The sequence below is a fragment of the Hanstruepera neustonica genome (genome assembly GCF_002895005.1).
GTDB classification, from domain to species: Bacteria; Bacteroidota; Bacteroidia; order Flavobacteriales; family Flavobacteriaceae; genus Hanstruepera; species Hanstruepera neustonica.
This window is the reverse complement of the sequence record NZ_POWF01000002.1, coordinates 18,497-38,188: the sequence shown is the minus strand read 5'-3', so window position 1 is coordinate 38,188 and position 19,692 is coordinate 18,497. Positions and strand designations below refer to the sequence as shown.

General features: G+C 34.7%; 20 protein-coding genes. 12 read left to right on the top strand and 8 right to left on the bottom strand.

Going from position 1 to position 19,692, the window contains the following annotated elements:
- Window positions 1-2 precede the first annotated feature (2 nt).
- The 3 genes from C1T31_RS04810 to C1T31_RS04800 are packed head-to-tail and all read right to left on the bottom strand — an operon-like array spanning window position 3 to window position 3,582.
- Window positions 3-1,040 (bottom strand): glycosyltransferase family 2 protein, encoded by a 1,038-nt coding sequence (locus C1T31_RS04810; protein ID WP_103051358.1) that lies wholly within the window; start codon window positions 1,038-1,040, stop codon window positions 3-5.
- 38 nt (window positions 1,041-1,078) lie between these two features.
- Window positions 1,079-2,155, bottom strand: coding sequence for an alginate O-acetyltransferase AlgX-related protein (locus C1T31_RS04805; protein ID WP_103051357.1), 1,077 nt, complete (start codon window positions 2,153-2,155; stop codon window positions 1,079-1,081).
- A gap of 14 nt (window positions 2,156-2,169) precedes the next feature.
- On the bottom strand, window positions 2,170-3,582 hold the full coding sequence (locus C1T31_RS04800; protein WP_103051356.1) for an MBOAT family O-acyltransferase: 1,413 nt from the start codon (window positions 3,580-3,582) through the stop codon (window positions 2,170-2,172).
- A 128-nt stretch (window positions 3,583-3,710) separates the two neighbouring features.
- On the opposite strand from C1T31_RS04800, the gene C1T31_RS04795 reads away from it, so the two are divergent.
- Window positions 3,711-4,817, top strand: coding sequence for a glycosyltransferase family 2 protein (locus tag C1T31_RS04795; protein ID WP_103051355.1), 1,107 nt, complete (start codon window positions 3,711-3,713; stop codon window positions 4,815-4,817).
- Between the two features lie 80 nt (window positions 4,818-4,897).
- Window positions 4,898-6,226: a dihydrolipoamide acetyltransferase family protein gene (locus tag C1T31_RS04790; RefSeq protein WP_103051354.1), complete on the top strand. Its 1,329-nt coding sequence runs from the start codon at window positions 4,898-4,900 to the stop codon at window positions 6,224-6,226.
- Window positions 6,227-6,293: 67 nt separating this feature from the next.
- Here the strand turns inward: C1T31_RS04790 and C1T31_RS04785 are convergent, their stop codons facing one another.
- Window positions 6,294-7,496 carry an NAD(P)/FAD-dependent oxidoreductase gene (locus tag C1T31_RS04785; RefSeq protein ID WP_103051353.1) on the bottom strand — a complete coding sequence of 401 codons (1,203 nt, stop codon included), beginning with the start codon at window positions 7,494-7,496 and terminating at the stop codon, window positions 6,294-6,296.
- A gap of 256 nt (window positions 7,497-7,752) precedes the next feature.
- Between C1T31_RS04785 and C1T31_RS04780 the strand changes: the two genes are divergently transcribed.
- From C1T31_RS04780 to ftsY, 8 genes are all read left to right on the top strand, one after another.
- Complete coding sequence (locus C1T31_RS04780; protein ID WP_103051352.1) at window positions 7,753-8,529, top strand: 3'-5' exonuclease; 777 nt, start codon at window positions 7,753-7,755, stop codon at window positions 8,527-8,529.
- 1 nt (window position 8,530) lies between these two features.
- Window positions 8,531-9,142 (top strand): fumarylacetoacetate hydrolase family protein, encoded by a 612-nt coding sequence (locus C1T31_RS04775; RefSeq protein WP_103051351.1) that lies wholly within the window; start codon window positions 8,531-8,533, stop codon window positions 9,140-9,142.
- Window positions 9,143-9,484 (top strand): Hpt domain-containing protein, encoded by a 342-nt coding sequence (locus C1T31_RS04770; protein WP_103051350.1) that lies wholly within the window; start codon window positions 9,143-9,145, stop codon window positions 9,482-9,484.
- Window positions 9,484-10,731: a competence/damage-inducible protein A gene (locus C1T31_RS04765; RefSeq protein WP_103051349.1), complete on the top strand. Its 1,248-nt coding sequence runs from the start codon at window positions 9,484-9,486 to the stop codon at window positions 10,729-10,731. Before C1T31_RS04770 ends, C1T31_RS04765 begins: the two co-directional genes overlap by 1 nt.
- Before the next feature lie 100 nt (window positions 10,732-10,831).
- The gene (gene rpmB, locus C1T31_RS04760; RefSeq protein WP_103051348.1) at window positions 10,832-11,068 is read left to right on the top strand and encodes a 50S ribosomal protein L28; all 237 of its coding nucleotides are present in this window, start codon (window positions 10,832-10,834) and stop codon (window positions 11,066-11,068) included.
- A gap of 19 nt (window positions 11,069-11,087) precedes the next feature.
- Window positions 11,088-11,270 carry a 50S ribosomal protein L33 gene (gene rpmG / locus C1T31_RS04755; protein WP_031444791.1) on the top strand — a complete coding sequence of 61 codons (183 nt, stop codon included), beginning with the start codon at window positions 11,088-11,090 and terminating at the stop codon, window positions 11,268-11,270.
- A gap of 47 nt (window positions 11,271-11,317) precedes the next feature.
- Entirely contained in the window at window positions 11,318-11,470 is a 153-nt protein-coding gene (locus C1T31_RS04750) for a DUF4295 domain-containing protein (RefSeq protein WP_103051347.1), read from the top strand.
- A gap of 148 nt (window positions 11,471-11,618) precedes the next feature.
- Complete coding sequence (ftsY, locus tag C1T31_RS04745; RefSeq protein ID WP_103051346.1) at window positions 11,619-12,572, top strand: signal recognition particle-docking protein FtsY; 954 nt, start codon at window positions 11,619-11,621, stop codon at window positions 12,570-12,572.
- Between the two features lie 7 nt (window positions 12,573-12,579).
- On the opposite strand, the gene C1T31_RS04740 is transcribed toward ftsY, so the two are convergent.
- Window positions 12,580-13,656, bottom strand: coding sequence for a serine hydrolase domain-containing protein (locus C1T31_RS04740; protein WP_103051345.1), 1,077 nt, complete (start codon window positions 13,654-13,656; stop codon window positions 12,580-12,582).
- 79 nt (window positions 13,657-13,735) lie between these two features.
- Between C1T31_RS04740 and rimO the strand changes: the two genes are divergently transcribed.
- Complete coding sequence (gene rimO / locus C1T31_RS04735; protein ID WP_103051344.1) at window positions 13,736-15,040, top strand: 30S ribosomal protein S12 methylthiotransferase RimO; 1,305 nt, start codon at window positions 13,736-13,738, stop codon at window positions 15,038-15,040.
- 162 nt (window positions 15,041-15,202) lie between these two features.
- On the opposite strand, the gene C1T31_RS04730 is transcribed toward rimO, so the two are convergent.
- The 3 genes from C1T31_RS04730 to C1T31_RS04720 all read right to left on the bottom strand — a co-directional run bounded on the left by C1T31_RS04730 (window position 15,203) and on the right by C1T31_RS04720 (window position 18,972).
- Window positions 15,203-15,730 (bottom strand): hypothetical protein, encoded by a 528-nt coding sequence (locus tag C1T31_RS04730; RefSeq protein ID WP_103051343.1) that lies wholly within the window; start codon window positions 15,728-15,730, stop codon window positions 15,203-15,205.
- 143 nt (window positions 15,731-15,873) lie between these two features.
- Window positions 15,874-16,815, bottom strand: a complete 942-nt coding sequence (locus C1T31_RS04725) for a cadherin repeat domain-containing protein (RefSeq protein WP_123912624.1) — start codon at window positions 16,813-16,815, stop codon at window positions 15,874-15,876.
- A gap of 222 nt (window positions 16,816-17,037) precedes the next feature.
- Window positions 17,038-18,972: a tetratricopeptide repeat protein gene (locus C1T31_RS04720; protein WP_165780069.1), complete on the bottom strand. Its 1,935-nt coding sequence runs from the start codon at window positions 18,970-18,972 to the stop codon at window positions 17,038-17,040.
- A gap of 221 nt (window positions 18,973-19,193) precedes the next feature.
- On the opposite strand from C1T31_RS04720, the gene C1T31_RS04715 reads away from it, so the two are divergent.
- Window positions 19,194-19,691 carry a T9SS type A sorting domain-containing protein gene (locus tag C1T31_RS04715; protein WP_103051340.1) on the top strand — a complete coding sequence of 166 codons (498 nt, stop codon included), beginning with the start codon at window positions 19,194-19,196 and terminating at the stop codon, window positions 19,689-19,691.
- The last annotated feature ends 1 nt before the right edge of the window (window position 19,692 follow it).

Here is a 19,692-nt window from a genome sequence, read left to right as displayed (position 1 = left end):
GGCTAAATCTTATATTTTTTTCTGTATTTTTTGTGGCTTATTTTCATCCGCTTGTATTTAAAGGTGGAATAACTGGAAGTAACAGGCGACAAAATAAAGTCACTTAATTTAGAAGATTTATAAAATGGAAACACATTTTTAAAACCATGTCTTCTATAAGATTTAATAACAAACCAATTTTTAATTTTTTCAACATCCTCATTGCTTATAAGTTTGTTCAATTCATTAAAAACAGGATTATTGATAATTTTGTGACATAACAGGATTTTTTCATAATAGTGTATGTACAAATACCGATCAAATGCCTTTTTATTTTCTTTATCAGATTGACTATTCTTCATGGATTCTGATTTACTATGAACCCTAAATTTCAGAAGTTTCTCACTAATAAAAACAAAATTGTGTGCTAAAATTTTATTTAAAATAAAATCGTAATCGACCAATTGGAAATACTCTTCAGAAAAGTCTTCTTTTGAATAAATGGCTTTATTGAAAAGCAAAGTAGGAGGTTCGCCAATGCAATTGTTGAAAAAGTGTGGAGCGATTTGTTTCGCTGTTTCTTTAGGAGTATAAATTTTTTGATCTTCAATAATCAATTCAGTTTTTGGGAGCTTTTCTTCATAGTCCCTTTTTATCTTCGGGTCAAAGTTTTCCTCGAAAAAGTATTGTCTGTTGCAAATAACTAAATCTACTTTTAAGTTCAAGGCCGCATGAATCATTTTTTCAACACAAGTAGGCTGTAGTAAATCATCTTGAAATAAGAACTTGATCCAATTAGAAGACGCCTTTTCAACACTTTCCGTCCAATTTCCTATGAGACCTAAATTAGAATCATTTTCAAATACTTTAATTCTGTTATCTTTTGACGCGAAATTTTTACATAATTCTACAGTATTATCTGATGATTTGTCATCAGTAATAATTATCTCAATATTCTTGTAGGTTTGATTGAGCGCACTTAAGAGCGTTTCTTCAATATATGAACTGCCATTATAGGTTGGAATACAAATAGATACTAATGGTTCGTTTTTAAAATCCATAAGTTTAGATTGACAGCAAAGTACGAATTTATAATCTATTAATTGGGCGCGTGGTCAAAATTATCAGTCAAGAAAACATCTATATTTCTCTCCACGATTTCATAAAGAACAATGTCAGGCTTTTCTATTTCAAACAGCGATTTATCAAAGTTATGTCTCCAAATACAAAGTGTTTCTCCAAAATCATTTGCTACGTATTCTTTGAGAGCTCCGAAGAATGAATCTCTCATGATTATAATTTTTAAATCATTGGTATCACTTGTGTATCGTGATTCATAATTTTCAGAACCAAAATGATAAGGTGATGGTATAGGAAGTTCTTTCGGCTGTTCGGTCCAACGATATTTAAATTTTGGTTTCGCGTTTATAAACTCTTCATTTTTTTCAATAAATAACATCCCGTTTAAATCGCCAATATTGGAATTAAAACGTTCTATCTCATAATCCTCAAGCGGGCGCATGTCAAAATGAGTTGAACTAAAATCATTTGAAATTTTGTTAATAATAGCTTTAGAGGCATAAAAACCACCAAGATGATTCCAATGGGAATCAGTTTTGTGATAAAGTCTGATGCTGTCTTTCGGGAAATACTCGCCAAGATTTATAAAGGGAACATCTATGGTTTTGCACAAGGAGTCAATTTGTTCGAATTTTGTTTTTTTATTGCTTTTGGCAATAGGAATCATATCCCCATAGATAGTATGTTTGTTGGGAGCAATTGAAATATAAAATTTGATGTTATTATCTTCAAACCACTTTTTCTTTTCAAGAATGTTGGTTTTAATGGTGTTAAGTTCGTTGTTATCAAAATTTAATATTCCTTTTGACTCTGAAAGGGCATTACTGAATTTATTCCCTAAAAATTTCCAGCCATTATTTATATCTATTGCAGAGTAAGGAATAGGATTAACATGAAAAACATTGACTTTAGCAAAGCAGTATAGTTCAAATAATTCAGCTTTTAATGGAAAATTCCGTTTAAAATTTAAACTAATTTTCTTTTCACCAGGATTCATGGGCTCTACTTTTATTTTAAGTAAAACAAAAACCAGAGGAATAGAAATCATCACCATGCTAACAGTGATAAATATTTTATGAAGTCTATTTTTCATCATGTTTTGGTGTTAATTTAAAATCTAAAATAAATAAAAGGGTTGTATGATCCCGCTGCAATATAAACGATACAAACAAAAAGCAATACCATTACAAAGATATATCTAAAAGGCAACAACATAGGATTTGTTAACTTTTTCTCTAAATAAGGATATATCGGAAAAGAAAATATGATACCCAAAATAAATATTAAGGCAACTTCACTATTATAATTAAAGTAAGAAATAAAATCATTTGAAGCGTGAACACCTTCGGTGGGAACGAACATGGTTTTTAAATAAATCATGGCATGGTTGAAATCTTCAGCCCTAAATAAAACCCAACCAACTACAACGATGAAAAGGGTATAAATGTGCTGAATTGGGTTCCACAATTTGTCGAGAATTTTATCAAATCCAACACGTTCAATAACAATAAACAGGCCATGAAAAAGACCCCAAATAACAAAATTCCACGCAGCACCATGCCATAGCCCTGTTATAAAGAATACAATAAATAGGTTTAAGTAGGTTCTATATTTACCTTTTCTATTTCCTCCTAATGATATATAAAGGTAATCTTTAAACCATGATGACAATGATATATGCCAACGTCTCCAAAACTCTTTGATACTTTTAGAAATGTAAGGGTAATTAAAGTTCTCCAAGAAGTTAAACCCAAACATTTTACCAAGACCAATGGCCATATCAGAATATGCAGAGAAGTCAAAATAGATTTGAAAGGTATAGGCAAGGATACCAATCCATGCATTCATGGTTGAGAAATCACCATTGCTTTCTGTAAAAATACTATCGGCAACACTGGCAAAAGTATTCGCTAGAATCATTTTTTTAGCTAAACCCAAAATAAAACGCTCGAGACCTTTTGAAAAAGAAACAAGAGTTACTTCACGCTTAACAATTTCTTTTTGAATATCAATGTATCTAACAATTGGTCCTGCAACTAATTGAGGAAACATGGTTACATATGTTGCAAATTCCAACAAGTTTCTACTTGCTTTCACATTGCCTCTATACACATCAATGGTATAGGACATGGTTTGAAAAACATAAAAGCTAATACCGAGTGGTAGGGCAATTTCTATAACACTGTCAAAGGCATTTGTTTGAATGCCTACCGAATCTATCAACGATTTAAAATTGTCAATAGCAAAATTGAAATACTTGAAAATTCCTAATGTCAGTAAATTGGCAAATAATGAAATACGAAGGCCTAGTTTTTTCTTACCTTCTTCAATCATAATACCACATTTATAATCTACCAAAGTAGAGAATATCATAATTAAAACTAGGAACTTCTCACCATAAGCGTAGAAGTACAAACTAGCTGCTAGTAGAACTAAATTTTTATATTTTTTTGTGACTAAAAAATAGAGTAGTAGTACAAAAGGTAAAAAAAGAAGTAAAAAATAAGCGCTGCTAAATACCATTATATTTTATAAAGCAGCAAATTTAATATTATTTGCCAATTAATTTCAACATCTTTTATTTTAAGTTGTTAGAATAGCGCTTTTATTATTTAAGTTTATATTTACGGCACTTTTAAGCGAGTTATTTGTTGAAATTATCAGTCGTCATACTAAATTATAATGTCCGTTATTTTTTGGAATTATGTCTCAATAGTGTTGAGGCTGCTATTGCCGATTTGGATGCAGAAATTATTGTGGTGGATAATAATTCTGAAGATGATAGTTGTCAAATGGTCAAAACACATTTTCCGAATGTCAATCTCATTGAACACAAAAACAACGACGGCTTTTCCAAGGGAAATAATTTGGGTGTAAAGCAAGCCAAAGGGGAATACATTTGTATTTTAAACCCAGATACAGTTGTGGCTGAAGATACGTTTTCCATGTTATTACAGTTCGCCGATTCACAATCCAATTTGGGTATTGTGGGTTGTCGTTTAATTGATGGTACAGGGCATTTTTTGCCTGAAAGCAAGCGGAATATTCCAAAACCAGTTATTGCCCTTAAAAAACTGCTTGGGAATCCCTATGATTATTATGCCAATCAAATAAATGAATTTGAAATTGGGGAAGTTCCGATTTTCGTTGGCGCATTTATGTTCATGAAGCAATCACTTTACAATGAGGTTGGTGGTTTTGATGAAGACTATTTTATGTATGGCGAAGATGTTGATATTTCCTATAAAGTTTTGACAGCTGGTTATACCAATTATTACAATGGCAATACTAGCATCATTCACTATAAAGGAGAAAGCACATTGAAAGATGTTAATTATGCCAAGCGCTTTTACGGTGCTATGCAGATTTTTTATAAAAAGCATTTCAAGAAAAATTGGCTATTCAATATGATGGTTTGGCTTGGAATAAAAGGCGCTTATCTCATGCGAACCGAACCGAAAAAACCTCATGTTCGAGTAGATAGATATGTGGTTTTGTCTAGTCGCAACTGTGAGTTTTTAAAAGCAATATTGAATAAACCATTTGAGGTTGTTACCGAATTACCAGACTTAAAAGCACACACTGAAATTATTTTTGATGCCAAAACCATGACCTATAAAGGCATAATAGAATTAATTGATAATTATAAAACACAAAAAGGAATTTCATTCAAGATATTGTCTGAAAATCATAACTTTATTTTAGGAAGTAATAGTTCTAAAAACCGCGGAGAAGTCATTCTTGTTAAAAATAATTAATTGAAGAAACTGCAATACTTTCAATGAATTTTCATTAATTTTGCAGGCGTAATTTAAAAAAACAGCGTTCCATTACAGATATGGCAAAATTTGAATTAAAACTCCCTAAAATGGGGGAAAGTGTCGCAGAAGCAACCATTACATCTTGGTTGAAAGAAGTAGGTGAAACTATTGATGCCGACGAAGCCGTTTTAGAAATCGCAACCGATAAGGTTGATAGTGAAGTACCCAGTGAAGTAGAGGGGATTTTAGTTGAAAAGCTATTTGATGTTGACGATGTGGTTCAAGTTGGGCAAACTATTGCTATTATAGAAACTGAAGGTGAAGGCAGTGTTTCGGTATCATCATCAGAGCCGGCAAAAACGGAAGCAGCTCTAGCAGCACCTGTTGTTGCCGAGGTTGAAAAAACTGTGGTAGCAGCTCAAGAAACAGCTGCGCCAATAGTGTCTTCAGGTGATCGATTTTATTCACCGTTGGTTAAAAATATTGCGAAAAAAGAAGGTATTTCTCAAAGTGAATTAGATGCCATGCCAGGAACGGGTAAGGATGGACGCGTGACTAAAAATGACATATTTGCTTATTTAGGAAACCGTTCAGAGACTCCAAAAGTTGAGTCACCTGCCACATCGACTGTTGTCGATAAGCCTCAACCAACTCAAGACACCGAAAAACCAAAAGCGGCACCTGTGGTAGCTTCTGGTGATGATGAGATTATCGAAATGACGCGAATGGGTAAACTCATCGCGCATCATATGGTCGAGTCTGTTCAGACATCAGCACATGTGCAAAGTTTTATTGAAGCTGATGTGACGAAAATCTGGAATTGGCGTAATAAAGTCAAAAATGATTTTGCAAAGCGTGAAGGCGAGAACTTAACTTTTACACCCATATTTATGGAAGCCGTTGCCAAGGCATTACGTGATTTCCCAATGATGAATATTTCAGTGCAAGGAGACAGCATCATCAAGAAAAAACATATCAATCTAGGTATGGCAGCAGCCTTACCAGATGGTAATTTAATTGTACCGGTAATTAAAGATGCTGATCAATTGAATTTGGTTGGAATGACCAAAAAGGTGAATGATTTGGCTAACCGTGCCAGATTAAACCAATTAAAGCCAGACGATATTCAAGGCGGAACTTACACAGTTACGAATGTAGGAACTTTTGGTAGTATCATGGGAACACCAATTATCAATCAGCCACAAGTGGGTATTTTGGCTTTGGGAGCCATTAGAAAAGTACCAGCAGTTGTCGAAACGCCAGAAGGTGATTTCATTGGTATCCGTTACCGCATGTTTATGTCACACTCTTATGATCATAGAGTTGTTAATGGTGCATTAGGTGGTCAGTTTGTGAAGGCTGTAAAAGATTATTTAGAAGCCTGGGACCCAAATAGAGAAATTTAAGAATTATATTAAATTATATAAATAAGCACCACAACTTGTGGTGCTTTTTTTGTTTAAAAACGGAATCTTAAGGCATCCAAGCATAGCCTCTTTTTGATTTCCATAGAAAGTATTTTTCCAATAGTATTTTGGTGAAATCATAAAAGACATTGGGTAGCATAATGGCAAAGGTTCTTGGTTTAAACAAGTTATTTGAAAAAATAAGCACCTCTTTCTTGCCGGCATCCATGACACAAAGTCCTGGGATTTTACCCCAAGGTTTTTTAACTAACTTGGTATTGCCATTAACGGTTCGTAAAATATTTTTAGCCACAATTTTACCAGTTTCATCAGATGGATATCCCGTTTTCGGTGCAGAGAATGGAATGTTTTTACATTCAAACGGTAAATCAACTTGTACAGCAATACCAGCAGCCCATACATTTTCTAACTGCTTATGACGATAAGTGTCTTCAACAGGAAGATAACCATTCTGATTGGCATAAAGTGACGGTGAGTTTTGGACAAAATCAACACCTACAAATGGCGGCATCAATTGCGTTAATGAACTTTTTATTTCTTCTCCGCTGGAGAGAATAACAGAGTTTGGTGTTACTTCTTTGACAGCAACTTGCGTTCTGTAATGAATGTTGAACATCTTCATAAAAGTCTTGAGCATGGTTTCGCCAAGTGGCATGCCATCGATTCCAAAATGGCCAAGGTAATCCTCTGGTGTTATCCAGTAGAGATCGACTTTTTTTCTGATTTTTTGTTCACGTAACCATTTTTCTACATTAAATAAAAATTCATAGGCTGCACCCATACAACCTGCGTTTTGGGTTGCGCCAATAACGATCGGACCTGGATTTTCTTTAAAAGCTTCCAAAGCACTTCTTAATTTCATAGCGCCATTTGGAGTTCCTACGTAATGTGAGTATTCGGCAACACCAGGAGCAACATCAAACTTGACTTTTGGTCCTGTAGCCACAACTAAATGGTCGTAGTTGAAATCACCTTCTGTGGTTTTAACGGTCTGGGTTTGAGTATCGACACTTAAAGCTTCCGCGTGAATAAAATCAACACCTTTCTTTCTTAAAATATGTTCTTTTTTAAATGATATATCTTTCATTTCCCGTCTTCTAAATGGAACCCAGATTAAAGAAGGTATAAAAAGGAATAATGGTGATTTATCTATGAGAATAACTTTGTGGTCTTTTTTGCCTTTACGCTTAATTTCTAAAGCGGCAGTCATACCTGCAAAACTGCCTCCAATTACTACTGTTGTTGTCATGATTAATTAATGTTTTAATTAATTCTAGTTTAAATGATAATTTTATAACAAATGTTGTAACAAAATCATAGTCAAAATTACTGTATTAATAAGATAAATTATATGACAATTATCAGTTACGAATAGATTCCCAATTTACTTATTTTGAGAAAAACATAAGAAATAAAAGTTTCTAATAAGGTGTTGATAAGGTATTTTAAATCTAAATTTTATTTACCAAGAAACTCCGTTATCTTTGTCAAAACATTCTTTTTTAATGAATTTAAACTTATCAAAACCCATTTGTTTTTTCGATTTAGAAACGACAGGTGTTAACATCACAACAGACCGTATCGTAGAAATTGCCATACTAAAAGTATATCCTGATGGGAAGGAAGAATCAAAGCGATGGTTGGTGAACCCAGAAATGCCTATTCCCAAAGAAGTGACCGCTATTCATGGAATATCAGATGCTGATGTCGCCGATGAGCCAACCTTTAAAGAATTGGCAAAAGAGATTCATAATATGATCAAGGACTCCGATTTGGGCGGATTTAATTCCAATAGGTTTGATATACCATTATTAGCTGAAGAAATGCTGCGAGCCGATGTGGATTTTGATATGAAAAATAGATTGTCGGTTGACGTACAAACCATTTTTCATAAAATGGAACAACGTACCTTGAGTGCCGCTTACAAATTTTACTGCGATAAGATTTTGGAAGATGCCCATACGGCGGAAGCAGATACCAAAGCTACTTATGAAGTTCTTAAAGCCCAAATAGCTAAATATGACGAACTGGAAAACGATTCTAAATTTTTGGCGGAGTTCAGTTCTCGTAAAAAGTTTGCAGATTTTGCTGGATTTATTATTTATAACAAAAAGGGTGAGGAGTGTTTTTCATTTGGAAAACATAAAGGAAAACGGGTAGAAGATGTATTGAATGAAGAGCCTGGTTATTTTGGCTGGTTACTGAATGCCGATTTTCCATTATACACAAAAAAAGTGCTAACAGCCATAAAATTACGGACGTTTAATAATAAGTTGAATTAGAATGAAACTCGTTTGTATAGGCCGTAATTATGCCAAACATATTGAAGAATTAGAGAATGAAAGACCAACAGAACCCGTTGTGTTTTTAAAACCAGATACTGCCATTTTATTAAAAAAGCAACCGTTTTTCATTCCTGATTTTTCAGATGAGGTGCATCACGAGGTTGAGGTGTTGGTCAAAATAAATAGAGTCGGTAAGTACATCGATAAAAAGTTTGCCCATAAATATTACGATGAAATAGGTTTGGGAATTGATTTCACGGCACGCGACCTTCAATCGAAACTAAAAGAAAAAGGCTTGCCATGGGAAACGGCTAAAGCCTTTGATGGTGCAGCTGTTATAGGAAAATGGCTTTCCAAAGAACAGTTTTCAGATTTAAACACTATCAATTTCTCGCTTCAAAAAAATGATGAAGTGGTTCAGATGGGAAACACCAGTCATATGATGTGGAAAATTGACGAATTAATAGAATATGTATCTAAATATTTTACTTTAAAGATAGGAGATATTATATTTACCGGAACACCTGCTGGTGTTGGCAAGGTAGTTGCCAATGATAGATTAAAAGGATTTTTGGAAGACAAAGAAATGTTTTCAATAACAATAAAATAAATGGAACAACATTACAAATTATACCGAGTACGTGAAATGGCTGATAATGATGAAGATTTTGTAGCGGCTTTGGCTGCTGCATTTTTAGAGGAAGTGCCAGAAGATTTAGAACGATTAAAATCCGCTGTTGCCAAAACTGATTACTACTCGGCTTACCAAGCAGCTCACAAAATGAAACCAACTGTCGATCTGTTCGAGTTGGGTGTACTTCAGGATTTAATTGAGGTGCAGGATTGGGGAAAGTTTGAGAAAACGGATATGGACCCAACTGAAAAATTACACATTGTCGCAACGGCTGTTGAGAATGCTGTTGAAGAAATAAAAGCTGACTTTGGATTGTAATGCAAGCTGAAATCATAACCATTGGAGATGAGATTCTAATTGGTCAGATTGTCGATACCAATTCAGCCTTCATTAGTAAGGAACTGAATAAAATAGGTGTTTCGGTATATCAAATCACATCGGTTCAAGATGATAAGGAGCACATTTTGAAATCGTTGCGTGAAGCTGAGGAAAATGCCGATATTATCATAATTACAGGCGGTTTGGGTCCAACCAAAGATGATATCACCAAACGAACCCTCGCTGAATATTTTAATGACACTCTAATTCAAAGTGATGCGGTTTTAAAAAACATCGAGCATCTTTGGGAAGTTTACATCAAAAAACCACTAGCGCAAGTTAATATTGACCAAGCACTAGTCCCTTCAAAATGTGCGGTATTGATGAATAAATACGGCAGTGCTCCAGGTATGTGGTTGGAAAAAAACAATAAATTTTTCATTTCACTTCCGGGTGTGCCCTATGAGATGAAAGCCTTGATGTATGATGAAGTCATTCCGAGACTTCGCAAGACCTATGAGTTTCCGTATATCAAACATGTCACACTATTAACCTATGGTATGGGTGAAAGTTCATTAGCAGCAAAAATAGAGGATTGGGAAGATAATTTGCCGAGTTTTATGAAGTTGGCTTATCTTCCTGGATTGGGTCGTGTGCGATTGCGTCTATCGGCTAAAGCGATGAGCAAGGAGTCGGTAGAAACCGAGATGCAGAAACAAATTGATGCGTTGTTACCACAAATAGAAGATATTTTTGCTGGTTTTGAAACCGATGAATCTATTGAAGCCCTAATAGGAAAACAATTAACCCACTTGCAAAAAACGGTAGCCACCGCCGAAAGTTGCACAGGAGGAAAAATAGCCGAGTCTTTTGCAGCCATTCCTGGTGCTTCCAACTATTTTAAGGGTAGTGTGGTAAGTTATGCCACCGAGGCTAAAATTAATGTGTTAGGAATTTCAAAGGAACTAATTGATGAACATTCAGTGGTTTCCAAACCCGTGGTCGAAGCTATGGCTGAAAGTGCTTTAAAATTATTTAACACGGATTATGCGATAGCTACAACAGGAAACGCAGGTCCAGATAAGGGAGATTCTGATGCCGATGTCGGAACAGTTTTTATTGCCATAGCAACAAAACAAACAGTTTTTTCTGAAGAATTTAATTTTGGAAACCATCGTACTAAAGTGATTGGAAAGGCTGTTAGTAAAGCTTTTGAAATGCTACAAAAAGAAATTTTAAAAAAGTAGTTATTTTAGTTTGTTGATATTCCAAAGATTTACTAAATTTGCACCCTGTTTTGAAATAATAGATTGATCAAAGCACATTAACATACTTAAAGTTAGAAAAATGTCAAGAGTTTGTGAACTTACAGGAAAGAAGGCAATGGTTGGAAACAACGTGTCTCATGCCATGAATAAAACGAAACGTAAATTCAATGCGAATTTGGTTAAGAAACGTTTTTACATTCCAGAAGAAGATAAGTGGGTTACATTAAAAGTGGCTGCTTCAACATTAAAAACTATTAACAAAATAGGTATTTCTGCTGCTTTAAAACAAGCTAGAGCAAACGGATACATTAAGTAATAGCTAAAAGTTTAGAAAAATGGCAAAGAAAGGTAACAGAATACAAGTAATATTAGAGTGTACAGAGCACAAGGAGTCTGGTATGCCAGGAACTTCAAGATATATTACAACTAAAAATAAAAAGAACACACCAGATAGAATGGAGATTAAAAAATTTAATCCTATTCTTAAGAGAATGACTGTTCATAAAGAGATTAAGTAATTAAAGAGATTTTCACCTGGTGAAAATGTCCTAAAACATATTTAGACATGGCAAAGAAATCAGTAGCATCGTTACAAACAGGATCTAAGCGTTTAACAAAAGCTATCAAAATGGTAAAATCTCCAAAAACAGGATCTTACACATTTGTTGAGTCTGTTATGGCTCCTGAATTGGTTAACGATTGGTTAAGTAAGCAATAATAAGTCTTTACTTAAGGAAAAAATATTCAAGCTGCTTTCGGTTTATCGGAAGCAGCTTTTGTTTTATATTTATTGACGAATGACAAATGGGCAGATTTTCAATTAAGGCAAGGCATTTGCTAGGATCTGTTTAGTTATTAATTGTACTATGAGTTTTTTTAAAAAAATATTTTCTTCAGAAAAAAAGGAAACCCTGGACAAGGGACTTGAAAAATCAAACACGTCTTTCTTTAATAAATTAAGTAAAGCGGTAGCAGGGAAATCTAAAGTTGATGATGAGGTTTTGGATAACCTAGAAGAGGTTTTAGTGACCAGTGATGTGGGAGTCAATACCACTTTAAAAGTCATTGAGCGTATTGAAGCCCGTGTTGCCAAGGATAAATATTTAGGCACTGATGAACTGAATAAAATCCTTCGTGAAGAAATCGCAGGATTGTTAAGTGAAACAAATTCGGGTGAAGAAACAGAATATACCATTCCAGCAGATAAAAAACCATATGTGTTGATGGTAGTGGGAGTCAATGGTGTTGGAAAAACAACTACCATTGGAAAACTGGCTTATCAATTCAAGAAGAAAGGATTAAAAGTAGTTTTAGGAGCTGCCGATACATTTAGAGCTGCTGCCATTGACCAATTGCAAGTTTGGGCTGATCGTGTGGATGTTCCGATGATTAAACAAAAAATGGGTAGTGATCCGGCTTCTGTAGCTTTTGATGCACTTCAGTCTGGTGTTAATCAAGATGCCGATGTCATCATTATTGATACGGCTGGTCGTTTACATAATAAAGTAAACCTTATGAACGAGCTAACCAAAGTCAAACGAGTAATGCAAAAAGTGGTTGGCGATGCACCTCATGATGTTTTACTAGTTTTAGATGGCTCTACAGGTCAAAATGCTTTTGAACAAGCCAAACAATTTACAGCAGCAACAGAAGTTACTTCTTTAGCTGTTACCAAATTAGATGGTACTGCAAAAGGTGGTGTGGTAATTGGAATTTCTGATCAGTTTCAAATACCTGTGAAGTATATTGGAGTAGGTGAGGGTATAGAAGATTTGCAAGTCTTCAATAAGTATGAATTTGTGGATTCATTCTTTAAATAGATAGCGTCTAATCAATCACTGCATTTATCCGTTCCCAAAGGTCATTATCAAAAGTCGAGAGCGCAAAATTTTCATCATCAGCAGCTTCTCCCATTCTGATGACCACTAAATTTTTACTGGGAACCACATAAATTTTTTGATCGTTTTTACCCAAAGCAGCAAACATATCGTTGGGAGCATTTGGAATCAATTCTCCAGGAAATTCAAATTGGGATTGTGGTAAATGAAAACTTGATTTACCATTCAACCACCATAAATAACCGTATGCTTCATTAATGTCTTGAGAGGTATTGGTAGCATCATTTAAAAAGGTTTCAGGGATAATTTGAGTTTCTTCCCATTGACCATTGGCAAGAATGAGTAATCCAAAACGCGCCATACTGCGAGTATTACTCCAATAAACACTTAAATCGTTCAATGGAATCCAATTACCTGACATTCCAATGACATCCCTTAAGTTTGTATTGAAATAGTTAGGCCAAGTTTGCCCACTAGCTTGCGAAATAACATCTTGCATTTTTACATAAACATTGTGGTATGCCCAACGCGTTCCAGCATCGGCAATATATTGTAAATTTTCAGGAGAAACATCATCGCCTAAACTATCATCCAATCCTGAATCCATAGACAACAAATTTTTACACGTAATCAGATTTTCCTTTTCCAAAGGAGCACTGGTCCAGGCGGTTCCAAGATAATCAGATACTTTATTATTGATATTGATGGTGCCATTGTCTTGAGCAATTGCTGCCAATGCAGTTGTCAGTGTTTTTCCGGCGCTTGCCCAATACCAAGGTGAGGACTCTGAATGACCGTTCATATACCATCCCACAGCAATTTTACCATTGTAAAGCATGATAAAACTTTTGGTATTTTTTTCTTCCAAAAAAGTCATCAGGTTTGAAAGCTCATTTTCGTTCCAATTTAATTCGGTTGGATCAGTCGTTACCCAAGTGTTAGAATTTACAGGTGGGAAATATACAGTTGAATTTTCGGGCGTGTTTGGGATATTGGGTTCAGAATCACTGGAAGAACAGGATAGCAATAGCGATAGACCAAAACATAACAAAAGGGAGGCTTTCATAGACAGATGTTTTATTTATGACTGTTAAAGATATAAAAGGTTTAAATTAGGTTGTATCTTTGCTGCCTGAAATTTAGTTATGAGAACAAAGTCGCTTAAAAAGAATAAGATTAATGTGGTAACCTTGGGCTGTAGTAAAAATGTTTACGACAGTGAGGTGCTTATGGGGCAATTAAAAGCTAATGGTAAGGAGGTTGCCCATGAGGAGGAAGGTAATGTGGTGGTCATCAATACCTGCGGTTTTATTAATAATGCGAAGGAAGAGAGTGTGAATACCATTTTGGAATTCATGCAGAAGAAAGAAGCAGGTGAAGTGGACAAGGTTTTTGTGACAGGTTGTTTGAGTGAACGCTACAAGCCCGATTTGCAAAAGGAAATCCCTGATGTGGATGCCTATTTTGGAACGACTGAATTACCACATTTACTAAAAGCATTGGGTGCCGACTATAAGCATGAGTTAATAGGTGAGCGCTTAACAACGACCCCTAAAAATTATGCCTATTTAAAAATAGCTGAAGGTTGTGACAGACCCTGTAGTTTTTGTGCTATTCCTTTAATGCGTGGTAAACATAAAAGTACACCAATAGAAGAATTAGTGACTGAAGCCGAAAAACTGGCAGCCAATGGTGTGAAGGAATTGATTTTAATTGCGCAGGATTTAACCTATTACGGACTCGATTTATACAAAAAACGCAATCTGGCAGAACTATTGGAAGCCTTGGTAAAAGTAGACGGTATTGAATGGATTCGTTTACACTATGCCTTTCCAACTGGATTTCCATTGGATGTATTGGATGTGATGAAACGAGAGCCTAAAATCTGCAATTATTTGGATATTCCGTTGCAGCATATTTCAGATGACATTTTAAAGAGTATGCGTCGTGGAACGACTAAAGAGAAGACTACCAAACTCATCAAACAATTTCGGGAAGCGGTTCCAGAGATGACCATTCGTACCACATTGATTGTAGGGTATCCTGGTGAGACCGAAGAAAACTTTCAGGAATTGAAACAATGGGTGCAGGATATGCGATTTGAACGATTGGGATGCTTTACCTATAGCCACGAAGAAAATACGCATGCCTATAATTTGGAAGATGACGTTCCAGAAGTGGTGAAGCAAGAACGCGCCAATGAGATTATGGAAATACAATCCCAGATTTCTTGGGAACTCAATCAAGCTAAAATAGGCCAAGAATTTAAAGTGGTTATAGACAGAAAGGAAGGCAACTATTTTATAGGCAGAACAGAATACGATTCACCAGACGTAGATAACGAAGTCCTGATTGATGCTTCTAAAACCTATTTAAAAACGGGCGAATACGCACAAGTCAAAATTACCGATGCAGCTGACTTTGACCTCTATGGGGAAGTGGTAAATTAGGAGGTTTCGTTATCGGTTTGGATATGGCTTGTGGCGGTTTCGAAGCAATTTACTGTCCACTGAAACCAAAGCTGGCTACGGAACAAAAACCTTGCTGGTAGCCGTTCACCCAGCATAAGCTATATATATTGTCGTGTACCGTTTTTTTTTTTTTTAAATTTATTAAAGGTATAGCAATCCTATATAAATAATCAATGCGACAATAAAGGATAGTCCATATTCATTTTTAATAAATTTCATTATCCCTATTTCTTTTTGTTTAGCATTGGTTCTATGTATCCAGTCTGTAATTTTTCTGAAGTGCTGAAATTCATAACTAACTATAGAGTGATATTTATTGTCTTTAGTCTTGAACTGTAATATTTCGTAAGCCATAAAAGGGTTTTCTTGCTTGAGTAAAACCTGAAAATGGTCAATATCGGATTGGGCATATGAATATTTTTGAAACAAGAACAATCTTGTTATTGTTAGGTTGCCATCGTTGAATTTTATTTTTTTAGCCCTAAAAAGAAGTGTCAATAAAAGCCAGAATCCAAGTATTCCGAATATAGTCATAAATATATACACTTCAGTTGGCGGTTTTTCTTTAGAATCAATAACGAGACTATAAATGAATCCGAATAAAGTCAATGCCAAAATTGGTAAGACAACGAATGCAATTATTATTTTCCAGTGAAATTTAGTCTTCATTTTAAATGGTACACAACTTCAAGATATGGTCTTTTTTAATTGACTATGTCGACAGATAACGAAGTTCGGTTATTTTTTTGATAAAGTCAATAAAAAAGGGAAGCCTCAAGCTTCCCTTATAATTAACCATAAAATAGTATGGGTTAATCCCATTGTTTTTGGGTAGTACTTAAGCCTTGATATAAAAATACGGCGTTAGTGTTATCTTCCGAATCTAGCATGTTACTATCTCCAGTAGCATACCAAAAGTTAGTATTTCCTTGAATGTTTTTATAACCCATTGAGACTGATTCATAAAAGGCCAAATAACCTGTTGAACTAATGGCATTATTGCTGCCTTTATAAACAAAGTGATTGTATTCAGAGTCATGTTCTGGAAGTGCGCCTCCTATATTTTCATAAGGCCCCGTTATACTAGAAGTTGAAAGTTTTACACGATTACTGACCACGTTATTATCCCAAGAATAGTATTTAAAAGCTATAAAATAGCTGCCTTCTGGTAAATTCTCACCATTGTTATTGGCTACAGTAAAAGGGGAGCCTGCTGGCGCTATGCTGGCACTAGAAAACATATCGGTATCAGAAGCACCACTTTTAGTAGTTTCATTTAAGTAATTCGCTAGGTCATTGTACTCGCTTTCAGTGATAATTACCCAATCGCCATTGGCAGCATTTTCATAATCAGTTCTTGATGTGTTTAAAAACGACCAGATGTCGTCCATATCATTTAGGTTTACATTTATGTTATAAGTTGATATATTGATACCATCCGTAGCAGTTACAATGGCTGTTATGCTTGAATTAGTTTCAAAATCAAATGCTTGCCAATCTGCTACACGTAATTCACCAGAATCATTGCCAATAGTAAATGCACCTGTAACCGATTCTGAAATCAAGGAGTAAGTAATATTTCCAACAAGATTTGTTGTAATGGTAGCAACAAGATCGCCACTTCTGGGGTTTTCGTCAATACTTGTATTTACATTATTTGACAGGTTTTGGTTGTCATTATCATCTGAACTACATGAATTTATCATGACGACACATAATAATAAAATAAAATAATTGTGAATTGAAGTTTTCATAATATAGTGTTTTGTGGTTTATGAAAGTTTGTAGCGAAATGCAATTGGAATTGTCTGCAGCCAAAACCATTGCAAGACACCACAAAACTGGTATGCTAAACTAATAGCACTCCAAACTTACAATGGGTTGTTTGGGTGTGATAATTTTTACTGTGGACAACTAGTGGACACTGCTAGTTAAACCGGTAGACAATAAGTGGACTTAACTAATTAAATAATTGATTATAAGCTTATTACTAAATCTTGTAGCGAATCGTCTGAAGACAAATCTAGTTTTTTGCGCAGTCTATATCGGGCTTTTTTAATGCCTTCGCTAGATATGTTTAAGATATTGGCAATTTCTTTTGAAGACAGGTTCATCTTTAACAAGGCCATCAATCGGAGTTCGTTAGCAGTAACTTCAGGGTACTTCTTTTTAACATTGTTGTTAAAGTCCTTATGGACTTCCTCAAAGTATTTTTTGAAGTTCTCCCAATTGTTATCATCTTTCAAATCAAAGTTGATGGTTTGGATAAGTTGTTGGTAACCACCGGATGAATTGGAAGATTTGAGTTCTTTGGCTTTGGCTTTTATTTCTTGGAGGACTTCATTTTTCTTTGCCAAATGTAAGGCGTGGGAAGTCAGCTCTTTTTTCTTGAAACTTAATTCATTATCCAATTTTTCTTTTTCGGCACGATTGCGTTTTATTTTTTGACGCAAGCTGTAGGCTGTCATTAACCCAATTAAAATGGCTGATATAAGAGCAATGATTAAAATCAACCTAAAGGAATCATCCTTTTTCTTTTGCGCTTCCAAAACAACAATGTCATTCTCTTTTTTTAAGAGTTCGTTTTCCTTTTTTTCTGTTTCATATTTTACTTTTAGCTCTTCAATTTCCTTTGTAGAATCTAGGTTAAAGATACTATCATGAATGGTTTGGTAGTTTCGCTGATCTAACAAAGCTTGCTTAAAGTTGTTATCTTTTTCATATGATAGGGATCGCCCTTGATAGGCCTCTTCCAGTAGTTTCAAAGCTGAAATGGAATCGGCCAATGACACAGCATTGTTATAACTTTCTATGGAGTTGCCATATTGCTTGTCGTTACGATAGATTTCTCCAAGCATATTATAGCCAACAATCATATTGTTTTTGGATTGAATAGTATTGGATATAAAAACCGATTCTTGCATACTTTTGAGGGCTTTCTTGTAATCGCCCTTATCAGAATAAGTCATGGCTATATTAGCTAAATTCATAATTTCCATATCTGGTCTGTTCAACTCTTTGGAATATGTCAAAGCTTTTTGATAATTTTCAAGAGCCAAGTCATAGTTTTCGTTTTCAATTTCCAAGTTTCCAATTTCATTGTATGTTATGGACAGCCATTCAGTATTATTAATTTCCTCAAATTTTTCAAGGGATTTGAGAAAATAAGCTTTGGCCTCATTACTGTTTCCTCGAAGCATTTCGATTCTGCCCAAATGACCTAAAGTAATTCCTTCACCTTTTAAACTAGGTTCTTTCAATGTATCCAAAATTTTTAAGGATTCTAATCCATACTGGGTAGCTAGATCAAATTTACCCATATCAATATATGTGGTGGTTTTTCTACCTACAGCACTAGCTATGAGCAAGCCGTTTTTGAGTCTTTTGGCCACGGCAATTGAAGAATCCAACAACATTAATCCTTTTTCAAAATTACCTTGTAAAATCTCCAATGTGGCATATTCCTCATAGTTCCAACAGGTTCGCTTGCCAGGTTTGGCTTGTTGCATGACATCAACTGCTTGTTGATAATAATATCTAGAAGAGTCAATGTTTGGCAAAAATCGGTAGTAATAGGCATGGTTTCTATAGAAATCTCCAATAGCTGTTTTAAGTTCCGTTTTTTTGGAAAGGGTTAATCCTTGTCTGGCATATTCTAAAGCATCTTTATTATTGGTATGCAATGTGGCGTTAAAAAGTTTTTGAAGAGCCTTTAAGCGTTGTTTGTCATCTTTGGAAGTGTTATAAACAGTTTCTAAACTATCCAGATAGTTTTGATTTTGAGAAAGAACGGTAATTGGGTTTATTAAGAATATAAAAAATAGTATGAACAATAAATTGTCCACTTTAAAGAATGACTTATTTGAATTTGTTGTTGGTGGGACAGTTTGAAGTACCAGTTTGGTTGCCATATTAAAAGTCATATTAGTTAGTTGTTATTCAATTAATAATATAATTAATTGTAAATCAGAAATATAGTAAATAAAAATGATAGTATTTACTGCTATTATAAAAGTCCATAAAAATTACCAAATTCTGGTTTCAGAAGGGTGGACAAAGGGTGGACATGGCCTTTTTTGCTTTTTTACTCGGCTAATACTAAATACATTAGCTGTAAGACAACCACAAAACCATGCACCGAATATTTTTGATTTCTATAATTGGCTGTTTGTTTTTCCAAACAGGATTGGCACAAATCAAAATGAAAGAGACGCTATCAAGTAAAGGGTCTTCGCATTTCATTTATGCCAATAACAAAAGCTATTTTATTCAAGAGAGTATCGGTCAATCTAGTGTCACGTTTGTTTATAATATAGATGGCTATTCCTTGCGTCAGGGTTTTTTACAGCCTATTTCACCTTCAGCTTTAAATGGTGATTCTAATACAGATTTGGACGGTTATTTTTATCCTAATCCATTTGATAACGACATTCATATTCGATTTAACGAAGCCATCTTTGATGTTTTACAAGTAACCTTGCTTGATGTGTTGGGAAGAACTATTTATGTTAATGAATTTAGCCCTGTACAAGCACTTGATCTTGATTTTGGTTCAGTGAGTTCGGGTAATTATGTGTTAGTTGTTAGGATGCGGTCCAAAACGTTTTTAGCCAAATTGATAAGAAAATAGT

Bases quoted from the DNA above. Each gene is read 5' to 3' on its own strand.
- C1T31_RS04810 (WP_103051358.1), bottom strand. From the start codon at position 1,040: ATGGATTTTAAAAACGAACCATTAGTATCTATTTGTATTCCAACCTAT.
- C1T31_RS04805 (WP_103051357.1), bottom strand. From the start codon at position 2,155: ATGATGAAAAATAGACTTCATAAAATATTTATCACTGTTAGCATGGTG.
- C1T31_RS04800 (WP_103051356.1), bottom strand. From the start codon at position 3,582: ATGGTATTTAGCAGCGCTTATTTTTTACTTCTTTTTTTACCTTTTGTA.
- C1T31_RS04790 (WP_103051354.1), top strand. From the start codon at position 4,898: ATGGCAAAATTTGAATTAAAACTCCCTAAAATGGGGGAAAGTGTCGCA.
- C1T31_RS04785 (WP_103051353.1), bottom strand. From the start codon at position 7,496: ATGACAACAACAGTAGTAATTGGAGGCAGTTTTGCAGGTATGACTGCC.
- C1T31_RS04780 (WP_103051352.1), top strand. From the start codon at position 7,753: ATGAATTTAAACTTATCAAAACCCATTTGTTTTTTCGATTTAGAAACG.
- C1T31_RS04775 (WP_103051351.1), top strand. From the start codon at position 8,531: ATGAAACTCGTTTGTATAGGCCGTAATTATGCCAAACATATTGAAGAA.
- C1T31_RS04770 (WP_103051350.1), top strand. From the start codon at position 9,143: ATGGAACAACATTACAAATTATACCGAGTACGTGAAATGGCTGATAAT.
- C1T31_RS04765 (WP_103051349.1), top strand. From the start codon at position 9,484: ATGCAAGCTGAAATCATAACCATTGGAGATGAGATTCTAATTGGTCAG.
- rpmB (WP_103051348.1), top strand. From the start codon at position 10,832: ATGTCAAGAGTTTGTGAACTTACAGGAAAGAAGGCAATGGTTGGAAAC.
- rpmG (WP_031444791.1), top strand. From the start codon at position 11,088: ATGGCAAAGAAAGGTAACAGAATACAAGTAATATTAGAGTGTACAGAG.
- C1T31_RS04750 (WP_103051347.1), top strand. From the start codon at position 11,318: ATGGCAAAGAAATCAGTAGCATCGTTACAAACAGGATCTAAGCGTTTA.
- ftsY (WP_103051346.1), top strand. From the start codon at position 11,619: ATGAGTTTTTTTAAAAAAATATTTTCTTCAGAAAAAAAGGAAACCCTG.
- C1T31_RS04740 (WP_103051345.1), bottom strand. From the start codon at position 13,656: ATGAAAGCCTCCCTTTTGTTATGTTTTGGTCTATCGCTATTGCTATCC.
- rimO (WP_103051344.1), top strand. From the start codon at position 13,736: ATGAGAACAAAGTCGCTTAAAAAGAATAAGATTAATGTGGTAACCTTG.
- C1T31_RS04730 (WP_103051343.1), bottom strand. From the start codon at position 15,730: ATGAAGACTAAATTTCACTGGAAAATAATAATTGCATTCGTTGTCTTA.
- C1T31_RS04725 (WP_123912624.1), bottom strand. From the start codon at position 16,815: ATGAAAACTTCAATTCACAATTATTTTATTTTATTATTATGTGTCGTC.
- C1T31_RS04720 (WP_165780069.1), bottom strand. From the start codon at position 18,972: ATGGCAACCAAACTGGTACTTCAAACTGTCCCACCAACAACAAATTCA.
- C1T31_RS04715 (WP_103051340.1), top strand. From the start codon at position 19,194: ATGCACCGAATATTTTTGATTTCTATAATTGGCTGTTTGTTTTTCCAA.